The following is a 17947-nucleotide window of genomic DNA, read 5'->3' as shown; positions in this document are numbered from 1 at the left end:
TTGCTTTTTTGTGATGCACTTTTACTCTTAAAAGTGTATTTTTTTATGCACTTTTTTTCATCAAATAAGAAAAAAGGAGTAAAAACATGAAGCAATACTTACCAAAACTTGCTTACTTTGGCGTCGTTTTATTATTTATGCCAAAGCAAGCACATGCCATGCACATTATGGAAGGATTTTTACCAATTGGCTGGGCCATTTTCTGGTTTGCCCTATGCCTACCATTCCTTGTAAAAGGTCTAAACGTAATCCGTTCCATCGTGAAAGAAAATCCAGAAAGTAAATTATTACTTGCCTTATCAGGTGCCTTTACATTCGTCTTATCGGCGTTAAAAATCCCATCTGTAACGGGAAGCTGCTCTCACCCTACTGGTGTTGGGTTAGGCTCGATTTTATTTGGGCCATTTGTGATGAGTGTTTTAGGATCGATCGTTTTATTATTCCAATCTATTTTACTGGCACATGGTGGATTAACGACTTTAGGCGCCAATATTTTCTCCATGTCGATCGTTGGTCCATTTATTGCTGTAGGGGTCTTTAAGCTCGCAACAAAATGGGGATTATCCTTTAGCGTTGCTGTATTTTTCGCAGCCATGCTAGGTGATTTAGGCACCTATGTCATGACTTCTGTCCAATTAGCATTAGCGTTCCCAGCTGAAGTTGGTGGCATTTTAGGCTCATTCCAAAAATTCGCAAGCATCTTTGCGCTTACGCAAATTCCTTTAGCCATTAGTGAAGGATTATTAACTGTCATGATTATGAACTTCTTACAAAAATATAATATGAAGGAATTAGTTCAGCTTCGTATTTTAAAGGCAAGGGAGAGCTAATATGTTAAAGAAAAATTTAATTTTACTTTTAGGTGTCGTTGTTCTGGCAATTATCCCATTATTATTTTTACAGGATGCCGAATTTGGTGGGGCTGATGGTGAAGCCGAAGCAGCCATTACTGAAATCGCAACGAATTACGAGCCATGGTTTAGCGCTATTTGGGAGCCTCCAAGTGGGGAAATTGAAAGTCTATTATTCGTTTTACAAGGCGTGATTGGTGCACTCATTATCGGCTATTTCATTGGCTATATGCGCGGAAAGCATGCGAAGGATCATGCTGAACATTGATTATTTAGCCAGTCATAATGCGCTTCACAAGGTGGTAGCTAGTCAAAAAATGGCGTTAAGCTTTATCGGGCTATTCATCGTAACATTATTTCGAAATAACATTCTGTCGGTTTGGACACTACTCTTTATGAGTAGTGTCATTATCTTTTATGCCAAAATCCCCTGGAAATCCTATGTAAGCTTACTCATTGCACCGATTGGCTTCGTGTTAGCGGGGGGTATAGCCATTGTCATATCGATCACCTTGTCACAGTCTGTTCCGGCGCATACATTATGGCATAGCTCGCTTTTTGGCATACAGTTCTTTATATTGCCGAGTGATTTATTGCGAGCCATCACGCTATTTTTTACCGCAATTAGTGCGACAAGTTGCTTGTACTTTTTAATTTTAACAACACCGATGTATGAAATTAGTCCCGTACTTGCCAGATTAAAAGTGCCAACCATTATCATTGAATTAATGGAGCTGATGTATCGGTTTATCTTTTTATTTTTACAAACCATTACACAGCTATATACCGCGCAGCACGCTCGTTTAGGCTATCGCACTTATCGAAGTAGCTTTCAATCATTGAGCTTGCTTATTAGCGCGCTCTTTCGCTCAATTTTCGTCCGCTATCAGGCTCTTTCTTATGCGATGGCTGCTCGAAATATTGAACAATTTATTATCCCGCAAGCCTTTTCACCTACAAAATACTGGGATTTCAAGCTGACACTAATTGCAGTCGTCTATTTGATTATTGGGTTTTTATTCATCTTGTAAGGAGATTTTAGTTATGATAGAAAGCTATTTTACATTTGAGCAAGTATCGTTTCACTATGAGGATGGCACACAGGCTTTACTTGATGTGACCTTAACCATTCCAAAAGGCAAAAAGGTCGCCATCTTAGGTGAAAATGGTTCCGGAAAATCAACATTTTTCAAACTTCTTATTGGGCTAGAAAAACCAACGAGTGGGGAAATCACATTTTTAAACAAGCCATTACATTATTCTAAAAAACAATTAATCGAGTTGCGCGAGCAGGTTGGCTTTGTCTTTCAAGAAGCAGATAATCAGCTATTTGCCTCTACCGTCAAACACGATATATTATACGGTCCACTTAACTTGAAATGGTCTCACGAAAAAATTGAACGTCAGGTTGAAACGGCGATTGAATTAACAGAGCTAGAGGACTTAACAGAGCGCCCTATCCATTTTTTAAGTGGTGGGCAAAAAAAACGTGTGACGATTGCTGGCGTCTATGCAATGGATCCGAAAATTTATATTTTAGATGAACCAACAAGCAGCTTAGATTATTATTTTTCCAATCAGCTCACAGCGTATTTAGATGAACTTGATCGTGAGGATAGAACCTTTTTATATTCCACCCATCAGGTCAATTTAATTTATGAATGGGCTGATCATTTTATCGTCTTTCATAAAGGGCAATTGCTATATTCAGGGCAAAGGGATGCGCTTTTTGGAAATGACGCGTTATTAGAAAAAGCCCATATCGAAAAACCATGGATTGTGAAATGCTATGAATCGATGCTACAAGAAGGTATGATTCAGCCACAATCGCAACTTCCCGGCTCGATGGAAGAATTAATACAGCTGATGAAATCTCATTATGATACGAATTTTTCTTATGGAGGTAGACTATGAAAAAGGACATATTACAATCTGATCAACCGTATGAGCTCGAACTTTTTATGGAGGAAAATGTATTTGAGGATATCGAAACATGCTTTATACAATTTGTCACCGCTTCATTCGTTATTGAATTAGACTGATTGTATTAACACGAAAAAACTTGCACTGAAACCATTCAATTCGGTGCAAGTTCTTCTTTTTTATAAATCCAACATATACTGCGTTACCGCTGACTTTGCATTTAACTGGTCTACTAGCGATTGCTTTTTTGCTGTCGCATCCACTTGCGCTGAACCCGTCTGCTGACCTATTAGCGCATCCATATTATTTGCTGACTTTGAAGCGATATAATTTTCTATTACACTAATATTTTGCTTCATTTGCTCCATACGGCCTCGTGCTGCAGCTGTTGGATTTTCACCCATGCGTTCCACAAAGCTGTCAAACGAGGATTGCAGCTTTGATTTGGCTGCACTCATATTCGTTAGCATTTGCGATTGAACACTTTTTGTTAAATAATCTGCATATTGATCGGTTGTAGATACGGGGTTATTCCAATTCATCAAGCTAGAATCCGTTTTCCCCGAGGTTTGCAGGCTTGATAATAGCTGTGATGCGAGCGGAGAAGCTGCATCACTTGACGTTAAGCCACCAAGCAAGGCCTTCGTTCCACCATTAGCATACAAATCAAATAGCGAAGAAACGCTTGATGAAGTAGAATTTGCATTATTGGCTCCTAAGGCCTTCAATAAATAATTTTCAAAGCTCGTACTAGATTTATTCGTTGAAGCTGCTGCGTTTGTGCCATATGTAGAGCCTAGCAAACGATCAATCGAATACAGTGATGAAATATCCATTGTCATTTTGATCACCTCCCTTCCCTTCCATTATAACGTTCCTCTATGAAATCCAGCAATTCTAGCAATAAAACGCGCCAGTATTATCCATTTTACGTTTACAATACGAATAACCGCTTAACTATCAAAAATGACCTGTTAGCTCATTATTAATGCTTGTTACATAGAAAAGGAAAAAGATTGCTATTTCCAATGCTACAATACTAGCAAGAAAGGAGACAATATGAAAATTCATCTACATATTGAAAATGATTTACCGCAAATTGAAGTTCATATTCATGCACCGGAATACACGGAAGCAGTGGAACAGCTCATGAAAAAAACTCAATCACAAAAAAATAGAGGTGAATCCGAATGACGAATATTATTGAAGTAAAGCAATTAACAAAGAATTATGGCGAGATTAATGCGGTAAAAGGCATCAACTTTCAAGTCGCTGCAGGCTCCCTCTTTGCGTTTCTCGGAACAAATGGTGCCGGAAAATCGACGACAATTGAAATGCTCTGTACATTACTTGAAAAATCAAGTGGTGACGTACAAATTAACGGGCATGAACTTGGGACGATGAAGGGAAATGAAGCCATCCGCCAATCGATTGGCATCGTATTTCAGCAAAGTATTTTAGATGAAAAGCTAACGGTGAAGGAAAATATTTTGCATCGCGGTCGTTTTTATAAGCTTCCTAAAACATTATTGCAAGAAAATTATACATTTGTTCAGCAATACCTGCAGCTTGAAGATATTGAGGCAAAAAAATATGGGCAATTATCCGGTGGGCAACGTCGACGTGCAGATATTGCTAGGGCAATCATTCACAAACCAACGCTCTTATTTTTGGATGAGCCGACAACTGGCTTGGACCCGCATACACGTAAATTTGTATGGGAGACGATAGAACGTTTACGTAAAGAAATCGGCATGACCATCTTTTTAACGACGCATTATATGGAAGAAGCGACGAATGCAGACCAAATCGTCGTCATTAAACAAGGCGAAATTATCGCACAAGGTACGCCCAATACATTAAAAGAACAGTATGCAAGTGACCAACTCATTATTGCATTAAAGGAAGATGTTGATATAGCTAGTATTCAATCGAAAATTATTTATCCCATTTTCGCAGCTGGTGATGTCTTTAAAATCAACCTCCCTTCCACACTACATGCCATTCCGATACTAGAGCTAATCCAACCGTTCATTTCTTCCTTTGAAGTGGTGAAAGGCTCACTCGATCAAGTGTTTATCCAAATCAATGAAGAAAAGTAGGTGCTAGCATGCTGCTAAGTTTAATTAGCCGTAATAATAAAGTATTTTTGCGCAATAAAATGCTCGTGTTTTTCTCACTGCTCTCTGTGCTGATTGCAGTTGGTTTATATGCGATTTTCCTTCAAAAATTGCAGGTCGATTCAATCAATCAATTCATACCGGTTAATAACGATATTGAACTGTTAGTCAGTGAATGGATGGTTGCAGGCATATTAACCACAACTGCAATGACTTCCACGCTCGGTGTTTTTGGGATTTATATTCATGATTTAGAATCAAAGCGAACGGCGGATTTTTTAGTTACATCCGCTTCAAGATTTAATATCCAATTAAGCTATGTATTTAGCTCGCTTATTATTGGCTTTGCGATGACGTTTGTTGCTTTTATTTGTTGTGAATTATTTATCGTGGCAATTGGCGGGGACATATTATCGTTTGTAGCCCTTATAAAGGTGCTGTCTTTATTAGTGTTAGCGGTGCTCTTAAGTGCGATGCTGAATCTATTAATTGTCCTATTTATTAACTCTGAAACGGCCTTTTCTACAGTGAATACGATTATCGGCACAATGATTGGCTTTTTATGTGCGATTTATGTTCCGATGGGCGTTTTACCAAGTGCGGTGCAAACGGTCATTCATTTTTTCCCAGTTAGTCATATCGCCGTTCTTTTACGACAAGTGTTTATGGAGCAATCTCTACATTCTGTGTTTGCGGATGCTGTAGCTTATGAGGAATCCTACAAAGTTAATTTTGGTGTGGTATATGAAATTGGAGATTCGATCATTTCAACAACGTCAAGTGTTTTATTCATTGTAGGAACTATTTTCGTTGTTGGTGCACTTTCTGCCATTGTTTACAAACGAAAAAATAAATAAGCGCGGTGTGATCCCGCGCTTTCATTTTTATTTATTTTTGGCCCTTCCTAGAAAAACGTATCATAGGCAATGGATAAAATGTATAGCGTCATGACGACAATGACAATAATATTGCCTGCTTTAAAAAACTTTATTTGCAAATCCGAAAATTCCGGCTCCTCTTTATAACGCCACCTGTCCATAAATAGCATCGCTTCTTCCGTCTCAAATAAACCCCAAATACAATAGCCATAGACCGGAATCGATAAGACAATCGCAATAAATAACATCATTCGTCCCTCCTCTTCACGCGCCACTCCCACAAGCTTTTGCATAAGGTCAATGAAAAATATTGGACTTTGCACCGTCAAAACTGGGTCAGTGCATCCAATAATTTATCCACTCATCATCCTCAGTGTTTGCACAAGGTCATTCGCTTTTTGTACCTCAACTTTCGTAATAGTACTTGTTATAGTAGATTCGACTAATTACTTATGTATCGCCTGCTTTGGCGTAACTCCCAGTGATAATATCAGCTCAAATTTGCTTTTCATTTGCTACTAACTCTGTTTTAAAGAAATTTCAAATCGAAATGGTAATAATGTATTATTTTCTATAGTACTATAAAAAATGCTGCTAGGATAGGTGAGTTGTTTTCAAGTGCAGGCCAAAAAGAGCAGGTGAGGCAAGTGTTTACTCTACATGCTCTTTACTCTTGTTGAAAACATTATTTTCGTTTTTTACAAAGGATTATAGCCATCATTCAATTAATAATAATCAAAACCAGCAATCTCTTTTTTACGTCTAAAATATTGATATAGACGTTCATTATTATTAGCATTTTGCTGATACTCTTTCACAACACGAACGACAGTAGGAACCAGCTCTTCCATAGCAATACCCTCTGCTACAAATTTTGCGGCATGTGCCGTTTTACTAATTGATTTTGCCCCAATGTATAAATCAAAGTTTCGCTTACGATAGACAATGCCTATATCATCAAAAACGGCTCCGTAACATGTCATTGAACAACCATTAAAGCCAATATTAAGCGGCATCGGTACCTTTAATCCACCTAATTGCTGCTCTAGTTCTTCAGCATAAGGTAATGCCTCAATTTTCTCCCCATGACAAAAATCACATGCTTTAATATTTACGACATGCCCCACTGGCGACACTAAAAACTGTGCTTGCTCTAGCTTTTCTAATAAAGGTTTTGGATCATCCGTTGGTACTTTAACAATCATTTTATGATCCGCGGTATATTCAATCGTACCCTTATCTGCAATTAATTGTGAGAGCGTTGCAAGCTGCTGCGTGCTGTAAAATTTATTAGCTACACCTGGACTAATCGCTACTTCAAAAATTGAATCAAATTTTGGTAAATTTACTATTCTTGCTGTACTTACAGTAGGACTTGACACTTGCTCTACCGGGGCAACCTCCCTCTTTTCTCCAATCGTGAAGCTTTGCTGATAGCTACGTGGTGTAACCATTACGCCATCTCTCAAATAGGTATGGTGATTGCCAATGAAAATAGTAGTGACCATTCCGATATCCTGCTCATGCATCTTTTCAACCGTTGTTACATGAACTTCTTGGAACGTACGGAATGCACCGCGCACAATGCCTACAGGTGTATTAGGATTGCGATAAGCCAATAAAATTGCCTGCACTTTTAACAACTGGGGTGTTTGATAGCCTGTTTTCGGGTTATAAAATGCGAGAACAAAATCCCCCATTGCCGCCGCTTCGATACGCTTTTCAATAATTTCCCATGGGGTTGTTTTCTCATTGAGGCTAATTGCGCAATGATCGTGCATGAAGGGCGCACCAACTAAGCTGGCACAGGCACTTAAAGCCGAAATTCCAGGCAATATCTCAATGTCGATCGTTGTTTCATTTCTCTCATGAAGCGCCTCATATAGCATACCCGACATTCCATAAATACTAGCATCACCACTCGATAAAATCGCAACTGTATTTCCTTCTAAAGCCTTGTCAATGGCATCATATGCCTGCTCAACATTTTCTGTCATCCCGGTTGGAATAATTATTTGATTTGTAAGGACATCCGATAGTAGCTCCGTATATGTTTTGTAGCTCATAATAATATGGCTTTGACGAACGGCCTCTAGCGCATCGATTGTTAATTGTCCATATGCGCCAGGACCACAGCCAATAACGTAAATTTTACCTTTTTGCATGAATAACACCTCTACCTTTCTTATCCTATAAAAAATGAATCGTGAAGAAGCTACTCTTCACGATTTTCTAATTTGTATGGAATGAAAAATGGACTATCGCCTCTTATATCTTCATAAATTTCAGAATCAATATGAAAGACCTTTTGTAATAGCGGGGATTGAAGAATATCGCGTGGTGCACCTTGTACTAGAATCTCCCCATCCTTTACCACATATAATTTATCTGAATAACGCGCCGCATGATTTAAATCATGGAGCACCATGACAACCGTTATTTTCAATGTCTCGTTTAATTCCTTTATGAGCTCCATTACTTCAACCTGGAACGAAACATCTAAAAAGGTCGTTGGTTCATCGAGCACTAATATTTTTGAACGTTGGGCTAATGCCATCGCAATCCATGCACGTTGCTGTTCACCACCAGATAATGTTTCTACATAGCGGTAGCGTAAATGCATTAAGCCTGTTTTCTCAAGTGCCCAGTCAACAATATCCCAATCTTCTTTTTTTAGTCGCTTTCCAAATTTCATATGCGGATAACGCCCATATGATACGAGTGTTTCCACGCGAATATCACCGGTTATCGTTTTTTTCTGTGGTAAAATAGCCACTTCTTGTGCAATTTTTTTTGTATGGATTGCTTGCAATGACTCATTGTTCAGTAATATCTTACCAGCATCAATTTTCACACAGCGGGTAATCGCTTTAATGAGCGTCGTTTTCCCTGAACCGTTTGGACCGATGATTGTCACGACTTCTCCATCATTTACGGTGAAGTTTGCATTTTTTAGTGCAAATTTTTCTCCATATTTTACAATGAGATTTTCTGTCGTAATTCCCATTAATGCTTCACCTCACGTTTTCTTAATAAATGTAAGAAAAATGGTCCGCCTAATGCCGACATGATGATCCCTACTGGAATTTCAATCGGTGCAAACATCGTCCGAGCGAGCGTATCACATAAAATCAGCACTCCCGCACCTAACAGAATCGATCCTGGAAATAAATATCGATAATCCGAGCCAACAAAGAGGCGTGCAATATGTGGCACAATTAATCCAACAAAACCAAGTAGACCAACCACACTGACCGCGCTCCCTGCGAGCAATGAAGATAATGCAATGAATAAAAAGCGTGTTCGTTCAACATTTAATCCAAGCCCTGTTGCCACCTCATCACCCAGCATTAAAATATTTAATTTGTTTGAAATCATCAAGAGCAACACAATGCCAAATAAAGAATACGGTAAAACAAGTAAAACATCTTGCCATGTTACTGCTGATAATCCACCAACTAAGAAGTGAATTGCGCCTGCGACACGGTCTGGATAAAAAGTTAGCAAGGAATTGATACCCGCACCTAATAAGGAGGAAATGGCAACACCTGCTAGAATCATTCGTGTCGGTAATACGCCATCCTTCCATGCAAGTGCATAGATAAAGAGTGTTGTTGCCAATGCACCTAAAAATGCACCAAATGGAACAAAATAATACAGTGAGGGATAGAGCATTAGAATAACTAATGCTACAAGCCCTGCACCTGAGGATACCCCGATAATGTTTGGTCCTGCCAATGGATTTCGCATAATCCCTTGTAAAATTGCCCCCGATAATGCTAGCGAAATCCCAACAAGCCCTGCAACAATCGTACGAGGGAGACGGACATTATAAATAATTTGATATTGCATCCCCTCAGGCTTATGCAACAATATATGAACAATCTCCATAGGACCGATTTTCACAGCCCCAAAGCCAATGCTTACAAAAATACTAATAATAAGTAAAATGGCAAAACTAATTAATGCCCATAAGCGGTGCTTTTTATGTTCAACCTTTTCTGTTGTAGTCATCCGATTCACCTACGAATTCGATTATTCACCGTATAAGTGCTGTGCTAAACCTTCATATGCCTCTGCGTAGCGCTGGTTTGCTTTATACATATAAATATCTTTTGGTAAGAAAATGTAGCGATCATTCTTTACTGCTTGTAAAGATGCCCAAGCTGGATTTGACTCTACATCTTGCTTTAATTTATCGTATACAACATCCATATCACTTCCTGTTGTTTGAACGAAAATGAAGTCTGGATCCTCTTCAATAATTTTTTCCATACTAAATGAGGTTTCGCTTAATAAATTGTTCGATACATCCGCAATATTCGTCGTATGTAAATCCTTTAACATTTCTCCTACATAGGAATCTGTCCCACGTGCTGTAATTGATTTACCACTTGCCATCATTAATAGCACTTTATAATTTTTATCCGTTGGTGACTCCGCAATGATTTTTTCAATGGCTTCATTCACCTGTGCTACATTTGCTTCGTATAAATCCTCACGCTCTGTCAGTGCCGTAAAGACACGCGCTAATTTATAGTAATCTGCTTTAAAAACAAAGTCTAACGCAATCACTTTAATACCATTTTGCTCAAAGCTTGGTACTAATTCCATATGGTGTGCAGAGTTCCCGTTAACAATTACAACATCAGGCTCTAAAGATAAAACTTTTTCTAAGCTTACTGCACCAAGTGTTCCAACGATTTCAGCATTTTCAGTTCCTGGTACTGGCTTGTCACCTGAGGGCTCGATAGTCCCCACAACTTCACCACCACTCGCCATCCAAATATCTAAGTATGAGTTAAAAACCGAAACAACACGTTGCGGATTTTTTTCAATCGTAATTTCTTGTCCACGAGAGTCTGTGAATGTTACATCCTTGTCGGTAATTGTTACGCCATGCGCTTCCTTAACAACGCTTTCATCTTGCTGATTCGTTTGTTCAGATGCCTTTGTTTCCTTCACATCTTCACTTTCTCCTGAGCATGCAGCGAGCCCAAGTGATAGCATCAACACTGTCAATAATGATGCCCATTTTCCTTTTTTCATGTTCTTTTCCTCCAATTTGTCGATTTTTGGGCACAAAAAAAGTACCCCGACCAATCGTAGCTGGGATACTTAGTAAACATTTGGAATATTTTCTCCAATGCTTGATTCACTTCCGCAAAAATAATGGCTGAAATATAAAATTCCTCCATTAGCAAAAATAATCGTTTCAACTAGTCGTCCCCTTCCCTCCGAAGGTCCATTGCTATAACAGTTAGGCAGGTTTCCTGACTTCTCGCGTCACTTTACTCTCAGAAACCTTCCCAGAAATTTTTCCAGTGGCATTTTATCTGATTTCATCGGCGATTACAGTAGCGGGGGCTGTATTGGCTTTTCACCAATTTCCCTATTAATCTTTGTAAAAAAGAACCTAATGTTAATTATTCAATTTGTACATTACACAACTATGTAATATTTTGTACGAACAATACCATACCATAAAAAAAACCAAAAATAACATATCGGAATTTTCACAAAATAGAAGTATAAGTTAAGAAAACTAAAAATTCGCTTACTTAAATATTTTATTCTGTATAAGGTAATAAATTTTCTATCGGCATCAAAACAAAGAAATTTCCTCATACTGGGCACTTCCCAGCATATACCCCCAAACATTTTCAATTTCATCGCCATGTAATGCCGTCAACAAGCAGGCTAAGGCCATGCCATGTGTTACGACCGCAATTTTTTCGTACGGCAATGCGGATACTTGTTGATGAAAATGAAGCATTCTCGCCGTTACCGCTTCAAAAGATTCCTGTTCTTGTGCAATAAAGGATGCCGGATGTTGACTGTATGCCTGATAGTTTTTATCCTCCTGTAATTGTACAATGTACCGCCCTTGCCAATCCGCTAAATAGATTTCCCGAATCGCACGACATTGCTGAATTTCTTTTGATGGAAACATCCATTCAGCAGATGTAATCGCCCGCCGCAAATCACTACTAAAAACAATGTCCGGCTGCCATTCGACGGCCTTTGCCTGCGCTATTCCCCGGTTCGTTAATGGCGAATCCAGCCAGCCCTGCAATTTTTGATGTTCATTCCAGCTCGTTTGACAATGGCGATAATAGCGAATAATTTTTGACATAATGATCCATCTCTTTCTGACAACGCGCCCAAATTTCCTCTGTTTTTACTGCAATTCGAAACCATTGTCCATTCAAGCCCGCATAATTTTTCGTATGCCGAAGCACAATTCCCCGCTTTAATAAGTATATGAAAAAATGGTCGGCATCATATTGCTCGGGAAGTTTAAACAATAAGAAATTCGCGGCACTATTACTGTATGGACATTGAATTGAACGAAAATAGCGCTTCATTTTAGCTAGTAATTCAGAACTATAATCAACCGATTCTTTAACAAATTCCTGTTGCTTGATGCATTCACTTCCGAGAGCCAAGGCAATGGAGCTAACATTCCAATGTGGTAAATAGGGGCGTAATTTTTCAACTTGCTGACCGAGCACATAGCCAATTCGCACACCAGCAAGTGCATACATTTTCGTCAGCGAACGGACGACAAGTAAATTCGAATAGCTTGTAAGTAATGGAATGACAGACTCCGCTTCATCGGTCCAATCCATAAACGCCTCATCAATGACAAAGAGACATTGTGGATGGGCAGCTACTAAATGATGAATCCACTGTTTTTCTAGCACAACACCCGTTGGATTATTTGGATTACAAATATAGCAGGCTGTGACCTTTTCCAATTGACTGTTTAATTTATCCATATCAAATTTATAATAGATTATATCCTCTGCAATAAGGGTATATACTGTGCAATTTTGTTGGGATAGCGTGCGTTTATACTCAGAAAAGGACGGCTCAAGCACCAATATATCCTGTCCCTGAAAATGCTGCGCTAGCACCATCAACCCTTCCGCAGCACCATTTGTTACTAACACTTGCTCACACTGTAATTGATGGTGCTGTGCAAGCTGCGAGCGGAGGGGCTCTGCCAATTCATTTGGATAGCTTGCTAATTGATTAAGTAAGTTTGGCCAAATTGCTTGAATCGCTTTTGGTATCCCCATTGCGTTGACATTTTCACTAACATCGATCACGTCGTTTGGCATGTCGATTTGCATTGCTTCATATAAAGCCCGCGCATTTGCCCCATGTGCAGGTAATAGCATAGATGATTCCTCCTAATCCTAAAAATACATATGTACAGCGCTGCATTTGCTGAATTGCTTGTAAAATGTGCTGCTTACCCATTTCCTGGAGCGGCTCCCCCATATAGGCACGAAACGATTCCTTTTGACCGTAGCGATTAAAGCCGCCTAAGCGAATCCCTAATTGGTAGGCTGTTGCGGCTTCTAAATACCCACTATTTGGGCTGGGGTGCTTTTTGGCATCACATAGCCAGTGCTTTAGGCGCTCCATAAAAGGTTTTTTCGAATAATTTTTACTAACGAGCACAATGATAAAGCCCGAAATACGACTTGGTATAAAATTGGCGATATCATCTAGCTTTGCTGAATAATAGCCAAAATCAGCGTAGCGTTCATTGTTGTAGCCAATCATCGAATCCAGCGTATTGATTGCTTTATAGCCCCAAGCACCTGTTGCGCCAAATAGCAGCGCATAAAAGAGCGGGGCAGTCACACCATCGCTTGTGTTTTCCGACACCGTTTCAATTACCCCGCGGACAATTTCCGGTTCATCTAAATGCGCCGTATCTCGCCCGACGACCCAGCTTAAATAACGGCGCGCCTCTGGTAAATCCTCTTTTTCTAACGCATCATAGACAAGCAGTGCTGCCTCCTTTAACGACTTTTGAGCCAAAGCTAAGCTAATAAGCAGTACCTCAACAGCAAGCCATAGCCATATATGTACTTGAAATGCCAGCAAAACGATAGCCAAAACAAAGCCAGTCGATAGCGTAACCGTTAGCAGCATCGCAATAAAGCCCTTTACTTTACGGCGAGTCCCTCGATTAAGCTTCCGTTCCACGAGCGAGATAAAATTTCCAATATAAATGACAGGATGCTTCCATTTTTTCGGATCCCCGAATACAGCATCCAGCACAGCAGCTACTAAGCCTATCCAAAAGTATAGCATACGATTACTCCCTCCTTGAAAATAGCAAATACCGATGCACAAAATTGTACATCGGCTGTAATAAACAGAATCCCGAAAAAGATTATGACGTGCGCTCTAATGCAAGCAGTTCATAAATTTTCGTCATATTTAAATGGGTGCGCACATGTTGATCTAACATTTCATAAGCCTGCTCTCGGCGTTCAAAATCCGATAAAATTTCCGTTGAAACAATCGGCAAGCCTTTGTTATCACGAATTTTATTGAAATAATGACGTGTGAACGCCCGATTTTGGAAAATACCATGAACATAAGTGCCAATGATTTTCTCAGTATAAACACCATCTGTACGACCATCCGCAAATTCAATAAAGGGTTGAACCGGCACACGGGCTTCACTCCGCCCAAGATGGATTTCATAGCCACTGATTTCATGACCTGTACAGCTAATCCCCGTCACTTGAACCGTTTGCTTTTCTTGAATAAATGTCGTTTCAATTGGAAGTAAGCCGAGTGCCAAATACGTGCCACCCTTGCCTTCAATGGCCTGTTCATCTCTTAATGTTTCACCAAGCATTTGATAGCCACCACAAATTCCTACAATTTGGACTTCTGTATGCTGCAATTGTAAAATCCCTTGCATAATGCCCGTTTCCTGTAACCATAAAAAATCCTCTACCGTATTTTTGGTACCTGGAATGATGATGACGTCCGGCTTTTTTAATTCTCGAATGGATGAGACAAAACGGACACCCACACCCGGTTCCTCAAATAGTGGATCTAAGTCAGTAAAGTTTGAAATATGTGGTAGCCGAATAACTGCCACATCAATATCAAACTCACTCGCAAGTGGTTTTTTTAAACGCAAGCTAGATAAGGCCATTGAATCCTCGGCTTCAATTTGCACATCGATATATGGAATAACACCGAGCACCGGGATATTTGTATAATTTTCAAGCCACTCAATACCGCTGTCGAGTAATTCCTTCATCCCACGGAATTTATTGATAATGATGCCTTTGACGCGGGCACGCTCTGCATCATCTAATAGCATTAATGTGCCAATGAGCGAGGCAAACACACCACCACGCTCAATATCAGCTACTAAAATGACCGCCGCATCTGTTTCATGAGCCATACGCATATTGGCAATATCACGATTTTTCAAGTTAATTTCAGCGGGACTTCCTGCACCTTCAAGGACAAGCACATCATATTGTTGTGCCAATCTTTTTAGAGAGGCGCGCACTTCAGGCATGACCGTTTCCACAAAATTTTCTCGGTAGCTCATGGCATCCATATTTGCATAATGCTTCCCATGTAAAATGACCTCTGACACCATTTCCCCTTTTGGCTTCAATAATATCGGATTCATATCTGTCGTTGCCTCAATTTTGGCAGCCTCTGCTTGCACTCCCTGCGCTCGTCCGATTTCACCACCATCTTGGGTAATGTACGAATTCAACGCCATATTTTGTGATTTAAACGGGGCAACCTGATAGCCATCATTGGCAAATATGCGACAAAGTGCCGTACAGAGCACACTTTTCCCTACATCCGACGCCGTTCCTTGAATCATAATGGCGCGCACTAAAACTCAAGTCCCTTCATCGCCATAACATCCTGGTCCTCATAATAATGCTTTGTTGCGTCAATTGTAGATACTAAATCAGCCATCTCTAATAATGCTGGATGTGCCGAACGCCCTGTAACAACAAGATGCATTTTAGCTGGTCGATTTTGAATGACCTCCAGCACCTCTTGCAATGGGAGTACATCTTCAATCGGAAATTTTGAAATCGCAAGTGCATTGTTTAATTCATCTAATACAAGTAGATCCGTTGTTTCATCTTGTAGCTCTTTTTTCACAATGGACCAAGCGTTTTTTAATGCTTCTCGGTGTTCTTCTGGTGTTTTTGTCCATGTAAAGCCAATGCCGAGTTGCACGGTTTCCACACCTAATTTTCTTAGTGCAATTTGTTCACCATATGTACGCTCCGGTGACTTAATAAATTGAAAATATTTAACCGACATACCGCGTCCGATTGCGCGTAATGTCACACCTAATGAAGCGGTTGTTTTCCCTTTTCCATCCCCTGTATAAACAAGTAACATACCTTTTCGTGCCATTTGTCATTCCTCCTAAAGCCACGTCGTTTTTTCTGCAAATGGCGTGCGCTTTTTTTCAGTCGTTATTTTTTCTTCTGGATAACCGATGCACAGCGTACCAACTAAACGCTCATTTTCCGTTGCGCCTATAAATTCATGAAGTGCGGTCTCATGCACTAATCCAACACCGCGCGTACGCCATACCATCCCTAAATCTAAGCTTTCTGCCATTAACCACATCGACATAATCGCACTACTAACAGCAAATGTATTGTCAATAGTGGCTCCCTCATCATCTGCTACAATTGCAGAAGTGACGACAATAATAAGCGGTGTATTTGTAACAGCCTTCATGGAGCTTTCCACTAAATGAGGTTTTGTAGGAAAACGCTGCTGTAAATAATTGAAAGCCACTTGTTCAAATTGCTTTAAGCTTTCTTGCTGGAGTACATAAAAATGCCACGGCTCGCGCATACGGTCATTCGGTGCGTATGTAGCTGCCTCTAATAATGCCTCAATTTTTTTACGTCCTACCGGTTGGGGTAAAAAGTTACGAATGGCACGTCGTTTCTTTAATTCTTCTAACATTTTCTTCATCCCTTTTCTTTATTTCTCAAGTTTTTCACAAGCAGCTAACCAATTTTTCACAAGCTGTGGATTTGAAGCAAAATGGAAATGAGTATAGCCGGCCACTAAATTATGATGCAAATAGCCCTCTTGCTTCGCGCCAAATCGGCCTTTGCTCAAGTAAGCCGGGGTCGTGTGCTCCCCTTCATAAACAGAATAATGGAATTCATGGCCCTTTGCTGCTTCTTGTTCAGAAATGAGGAAGTTGTCCTGCATGCCTGTAATTTCCCGATAGCCAAGTGCTGCTAATTTGGATTGCATTTTCACCCTACCTGGAATGATGCCGACCATTGGAAAGCTTTCACCTGCGCGATTGGAAATGCTTTCTGTTAAATACATATAGCCACCACATTCTGCCAAAGTCGGAAGCCCGCGTTCGATCGCCTCTTTAATCGAGTGCATGCTTGCTGTGTTGTTTGCTAATTGTTCTGCAAATTCTTCAGGGAAGCCGCCACCTATGTATAAGCCCTGTGCCTGTTTTGGTACTTCTTCATTTGCTAATGGTGAAAAATAATGCAACACCGTACCATTCGCCTGCAGCAGCTCAAAGTTTTCCTCGTAATAAAAGTTAAAGGCTGCATCCTTTGCCACTGCAAGATGGACAGGTGCCGTATACTCCACCGCATCAAAAATAGGGCTGCATTGCTGTAATGGCTGTGCTTTTGTCGCTAGAAGCAATGCATCCAAATCGATATGCGCCTCAATTGCTTCTGCTAATTCATCAAAATAGTGATCTAACTCCCCGCGCTCTATCGCTGGCACTAGCCCTAAATGACGGCTTGGTATTGCGGGCACAGCACCCTTTGGTAAGTAGCCGAGCACCGGTACGTTACATTCTTGTTCAATAGCTGTTTTCACGATTTCATAGTGGCTTTTACTGCCTAATTGATTGGCGATAACGCCTACAATATGGGTATTTTCATCAAGCAGCTGGAAGCCCTTCACAACCGCCGCCACAGACCTAGCCATACTCGCAGCGTTCACGATTAAAATGACGGGGCTATTTGTAATTTCACTAATATGTGCAGCGGAGCCTTCATTTGATAATGGCGATTTTCCGTCATATAAGCCCATGACGCCTTCAATCATTGCCACATCTGCATCCACACTATTTCTCGCAACAATTGTTCGCACAACATCCTCTGTCATCATAAAGCTATCAATATTGCGTGAAATTCGCTTGGTTACTGCTGTGTGATAGGTTGGATCGATATAATCCGGGCCACATTTAAAGCCCTGCACGCGAAGTCCTCGCTTCATCAATGCGCGCATAATGCCAATGGTAAAGGTCGTTTTTCCAACACCACTGCCTGTTCCAGCAAGTACGAATCGATTCATCCTAGCT

The 17947-nt window shown here is 40.2% G+C and carries 21 protein-coding genes and 1 riboswitch; of the genes, 8 read left to right on the top strand and 13 right to left on the bottom strand.

The window, feature by feature from the left end; all coding sequences use genetic code 11:
* Positions 1 to 86: 86 nt before the first annotated feature.
* From MKX47_RS08070 to MKX47_RS08050, 5 genes are read left to right on the top strand one after another with little or no spacing between them, the layout of a single operon-like run.
* Complete coding sequence (locus tag MKX47_RS08070) at positions 87 to 830, top strand: energy-coupling factor ABC transporter permease (RefSeq protein WP_340772800.1); 744 nt, start codon at positions 87 to 89, stop codon at positions 828 to 830.
* Position 831: 1 nt separating this feature from the next.
* Positions 832 to 1119, top strand: coding sequence for an energy-coupling factor ABC transporter substrate-binding protein (locus MKX47_RS08065; protein ID WP_340772799.1), 288 nt, complete (start codon positions 832 to 834; stop codon positions 1117 to 1119).
* Positions 1106 to 1882 carry a cobalt ECF transporter T component CbiQ gene (gene cbiQ / locus MKX47_RS08060; RefSeq protein WP_340772797.1) on the top strand — a complete coding sequence of 259 codons (777 nt, stop codon included), beginning with the start codon at positions 1106 to 1108 and terminating at the stop codon, positions 1880 to 1882. Before MKX47_RS08065 ends, cbiQ begins: the two co-directional genes overlap by 14 nt.
* A 13-nt stretch (positions 1883 to 1895) precedes the next feature.
* Positions 1896 to 2765, top strand: a complete 870-nt coding sequence (locus MKX47_RS08055; protein ID WP_340772795.1) for an energy-coupling factor ABC transporter ATP-binding protein — start codon at positions 1896 to 1898, stop codon at positions 2763 to 2765.
* Positions 2762 to 2893 (top strand): hypothetical protein, encoded by a 132-nt coding sequence (locus MKX47_RS08050; RefSeq protein WP_340772793.1) that lies wholly within the window; start codon positions 2762 to 2764, stop codon positions 2891 to 2893. Before MKX47_RS08055 ends, MKX47_RS08050 begins: the two co-directional genes overlap by 4 nt.
* A gap of 60 nt (positions 2894 to 2953) precedes the next feature.
* Here MKX47_RS08050 and MKX47_RS08045 read toward each other — a convergent pair whose 3' ends face one another.
* On the bottom strand, positions 2954 to 3616 hold the full coding sequence (locus MKX47_RS08045; protein WP_340772790.1) for a hypothetical protein: 663 nt from the start codon (positions 3614 to 3616) through the stop codon (positions 2954 to 2956).
* Positions 3617 to 3833: 217 nt separating this feature from the next.
* Between MKX47_RS08045 and MKX47_RS08040 the strand changes: the two genes are divergently transcribed.
* Genes MKX47_RS08040 through MKX47_RS08030 form a run of 3 tightly spaced genes read left to right on the top strand, consistent with a single transcriptional unit; the run spans position 3834 to position 5751 of the window.
* Positions 3834 to 3968 carry a hypothetical protein gene (locus tag MKX47_RS08040; protein ID WP_340772788.1) on the top strand — a complete coding sequence of 45 codons (135 nt, stop codon included), beginning with the start codon at positions 3834 to 3836 and terminating at the stop codon, positions 3966 to 3968.
* Positions 3965 to 4876 (top strand): ABC transporter ATP-binding protein, encoded by a 912-nt coding sequence (locus MKX47_RS08035; RefSeq protein WP_340772787.1) that lies wholly within the window; start codon positions 3965 to 3967, stop codon positions 4874 to 4876. The genes MKX47_RS08040 and MKX47_RS08035 overlap by 4 nt, the downstream gene beginning before the upstream one ends.
* 8 nt (positions 4877 to 4884) lie before the next feature.
* Complete coding sequence (locus tag MKX47_RS08030; protein ID WP_340772784.1) at positions 4885 to 5751, top strand: ABC transporter permease; 867 nt, start codon at positions 4885 to 4887, stop codon at positions 5749 to 5751.
* 47 nt (positions 5752 to 5798) lie between these two features.
* On the opposite strand, the gene MKX47_RS08025 is transcribed toward MKX47_RS08030, so the two are convergent.
* The 12 genes from MKX47_RS08025 to MKX47_RS07970 all read right to left on the bottom strand — a co-directional run bounded on the left by MKX47_RS08025 (position 5799) and on the right by MKX47_RS07970 (position 17940).
* Entirely contained in the window at positions 5799 to 6023 is a 225-nt protein-coding gene (locus MKX47_RS08025; protein ID WP_340772781.1) for a hypothetical protein, read from the bottom strand.
* 474 nt (positions 6024 to 6497) lie between these two features.
* Positions 6498 to 7937 (bottom strand): precorrin-3B C(17)-methyltransferase, encoded by a 1440-nt coding sequence (cobJ, locus tag MKX47_RS08020; RefSeq protein ID WP_340772780.1) that lies wholly within the window; start codon positions 7935 to 7937, stop codon positions 6498 to 6500.
* Between the two features lie 50 nt (positions 7938 to 7987).
* Positions 7988 to 8779 carry an ABC transporter ATP-binding protein gene (locus tag MKX47_RS08015; RefSeq protein WP_340772777.1) on the bottom strand — a complete coding sequence of 264 codons (792 nt, stop codon included), beginning with the start codon at positions 8777 to 8779 and terminating at the stop codon, positions 7988 to 7990.
* Positions 8779 to 9786 carry a FecCD family ABC transporter permease gene (locus MKX47_RS08010; protein ID WP_340772775.1) on the bottom strand — a complete coding sequence of 336 codons (1008 nt, stop codon included), beginning with the start codon at positions 9784 to 9786 and terminating at the stop codon, positions 8779 to 8781. Before MKX47_RS08010 ends, MKX47_RS08015 begins: the two co-directional genes overlap by 1 nt.
* Before the next feature lie 21 nt (positions 9787 to 9807).
* Complete coding sequence (locus MKX47_RS08005) at positions 9808 to 10821, bottom strand: ABC transporter substrate-binding protein (RefSeq protein WP_340772772.1); 1014 nt, start codon at positions 10819 to 10821, stop codon at positions 9808 to 9810.
* 197 nt (positions 10822 to 11018) lie between these two features.
* Positions 11019 to 11207, bottom strand: a riboswitch (cobalamin riboswitch).
* A gap of 170 nt (positions 11208 to 11377) precedes the next feature.
* A complete protein-coding gene (locus tag MKX47_RS08000) occupies positions 11378 to 11908 on the bottom strand; it encodes a histidine phosphatase family protein (RefSeq protein ID WP_340772769.1) in 531 nt (176 codons plus the stop codon).
* Positions 11859 to 12959, bottom strand: a complete 1101-nt coding sequence (locus tag MKX47_RS07995) for a pyridoxal phosphate-dependent aminotransferase (RefSeq protein ID WP_340772767.1) — start codon at positions 12957 to 12959, stop codon at positions 11859 to 11861. The genes MKX47_RS08000 and MKX47_RS07995 overlap by 50 nt, the downstream gene beginning before the upstream one ends.
* A complete protein-coding gene (gene cbiB, locus MKX47_RS07990; RefSeq protein ID WP_340772766.1) occupies positions 12916 to 13887 on the bottom strand; it encodes an adenosylcobinamide-phosphate synthase CbiB in 972 nt (323 codons plus the stop codon). Before cbiB ends, MKX47_RS07995 begins: the two co-directional genes overlap by 44 nt.
* 82 nt (positions 13888 to 13969) lie before the next feature.
* Positions 13970 to 15445 (bottom strand): cobyric acid synthase, encoded by a 1476-nt coding sequence (locus MKX47_RS07985; protein WP_340772764.1) that lies wholly within the window; start codon positions 15443 to 15445, stop codon positions 13970 to 13972.
* Between the two features lie 11 nt (positions 15446 to 15456).
* Positions 15457 to 15996 (bottom strand): cob(I)yrinic acid a,c-diamide adenosyltransferase, encoded by a 540-nt coding sequence (locus MKX47_RS07980; RefSeq protein WP_340772762.1) that lies wholly within the window; start codon positions 15994 to 15996, stop codon positions 15457 to 15459.
* A gap of 12 nt (positions 15997 to 16008) precedes the next feature.
* Positions 16009 to 16563, bottom strand: a complete 555-nt coding sequence (locus MKX47_RS07975; protein ID WP_340772761.1) for a nitroreductase family protein — start codon at positions 16561 to 16563, stop codon at positions 16009 to 16011.
* A gap of 18 nt (positions 16564 to 16581) precedes the next feature.
* Complete coding sequence (locus MKX47_RS07970; RefSeq protein ID WP_340772760.1) at positions 16582 to 17940, bottom strand: cobyrinate a,c-diamide synthase; 1359 nt, start codon at positions 17938 to 17940, stop codon at positions 16582 to 16584.
* Positions 17941 to 17947 lie beyond the last annotated feature (7 nt).

Origin of the sequence: Solibacillus sp. FSL R7-0668 (genome assembly GCF_038006205.1) — a bacterium.
Taxonomy (GTDB): Bacteria; Bacillota; Bacilli; order Bacillales_A; family Planococcaceae; genus Solibacillus.
This window is presented reverse-complemented; position numbering and strand designations above follow the sequence as displayed.

Coding starts and splice junctions, on each gene's coding strand:
- cobJ (WP_340772780.1), bottom strand. CDS start 7,937: ATGCAAAAAGGTAAAATTTACGTTATTGGCTGTGGTCCTGGCGCATAT.
- MKX47_RS07985 (WP_340772764.1), bottom strand. CDS start 15,445: ATGATTCAAGGAACGGCGTCGGATGTAGGGAAAAGTGTGCTCTGTACG.
- cbiB (WP_340772766.1), bottom strand. CDS start 13,887: ATGCTATACTTTTGGATAGGCTTAGTAGCTGCTGTGCTGGATGCTGTA.
- MKX47_RS08000 (WP_340772769.1), bottom strand. CDS start 11,908: ATGTCAAAAATTATTCGCTATTATCGCCATTGTCAAACGAGCTGGAAT.
- MKX47_RS08025 (WP_340772781.1), bottom strand. CDS start 6,023: ATGATGTTATTTATTGCGATTGTCTTATCGATTCCGGTCTATGGCTAT.
- MKX47_RS08035 (WP_340772787.1), top strand. CDS start 3,965: ATGACGAATATTATTGAAGTAAAGCAATTAACAAAGAATTATGGCGAG.
- MKX47_RS08030 (WP_340772784.1), top strand. CDS start 4,885: ATGCTGCTAAGTTTAATTAGCCGTAATAATAAAGTATTTTTGCGCAAT.
- MKX47_RS07970 (WP_340772760.1), bottom strand. CDS start 17,940: ATGAATCGATTCGTACTTGCTGGAACAGGCAGTGGTGTTGGAAAAACG.
- MKX47_RS07975 (WP_340772761.1), bottom strand. CDS start 16,563: ATGTTAGAAGAATTAAAGAAACGACGTGCCATTCGTAACTTTTTACCC.
- MKX47_RS08010 (WP_340772775.1), bottom strand. CDS start 9,786: ATGACTACAACAGAAAAGGTTGAACATAAAAAGCACCGCTTATGGGCA.
- MKX47_RS08015 (WP_340772777.1), bottom strand. CDS start 8,779: ATGGGAATTACGACAGAAAATCTCATTGTAAAATATGGAGAAAAATTT.
- MKX47_RS07980 (WP_340772762.1), bottom strand. CDS start 15,996: ATGGCACGAAAAGGTATGTTACTTGTTTATACAGGGGATGGAAAAGGG.
- MKX47_RS08055 (WP_340772795.1), top strand. CDS start 1,896: ATGATAGAAAGCTATTTTACATTTGAGCAAGTATCGTTTCACTATGAG.
- cbiQ (WP_340772797.1), top strand. CDS start 1,106: ATGCTGAACATTGATTATTTAGCCAGTCATAATGCGCTTCACAAGGTG.
- MKX47_RS08005 (WP_340772772.1), bottom strand. CDS start 10,821: ATGAAAAAAGGAAAATGGGCATCATTATTGACAGTGTTGATGCTATCA.
- MKX47_RS08040 (WP_340772788.1), top strand. CDS start 3,834: ATGAAAATTCATCTACATATTGAAAATGATTTACCGCAAATTGAAGTT.
- MKX47_RS07995 (WP_340772767.1), bottom strand. CDS start 12,959: ATGCTATTACCTGCACATGGGGCAAATGCGCGGGCTTTATATGAAGCA.
- MKX47_RS08065 (WP_340772799.1), top strand. CDS start 832: ATGTTAAAGAAAAATTTAATTTTACTTTTAGGTGTCGTTGTTCTGGCA.
- MKX47_RS08045 (WP_340772790.1), bottom strand. CDS start 3,616: ATGACAATGGATATTTCATCACTGTATTCGATTGATCGTTTGCTAGGC.
- MKX47_RS08050 (WP_340772793.1), top strand. CDS start 2,762: ATGAAAAAGGACATATTACAATCTGATCAACCGTATGAGCTCGAACTT.
- MKX47_RS08070 (WP_340772800.1), top strand. CDS start 87: ATGAAGCAATACTTACCAAAACTTGCTTACTTTGGCGTCGTTTTATTA.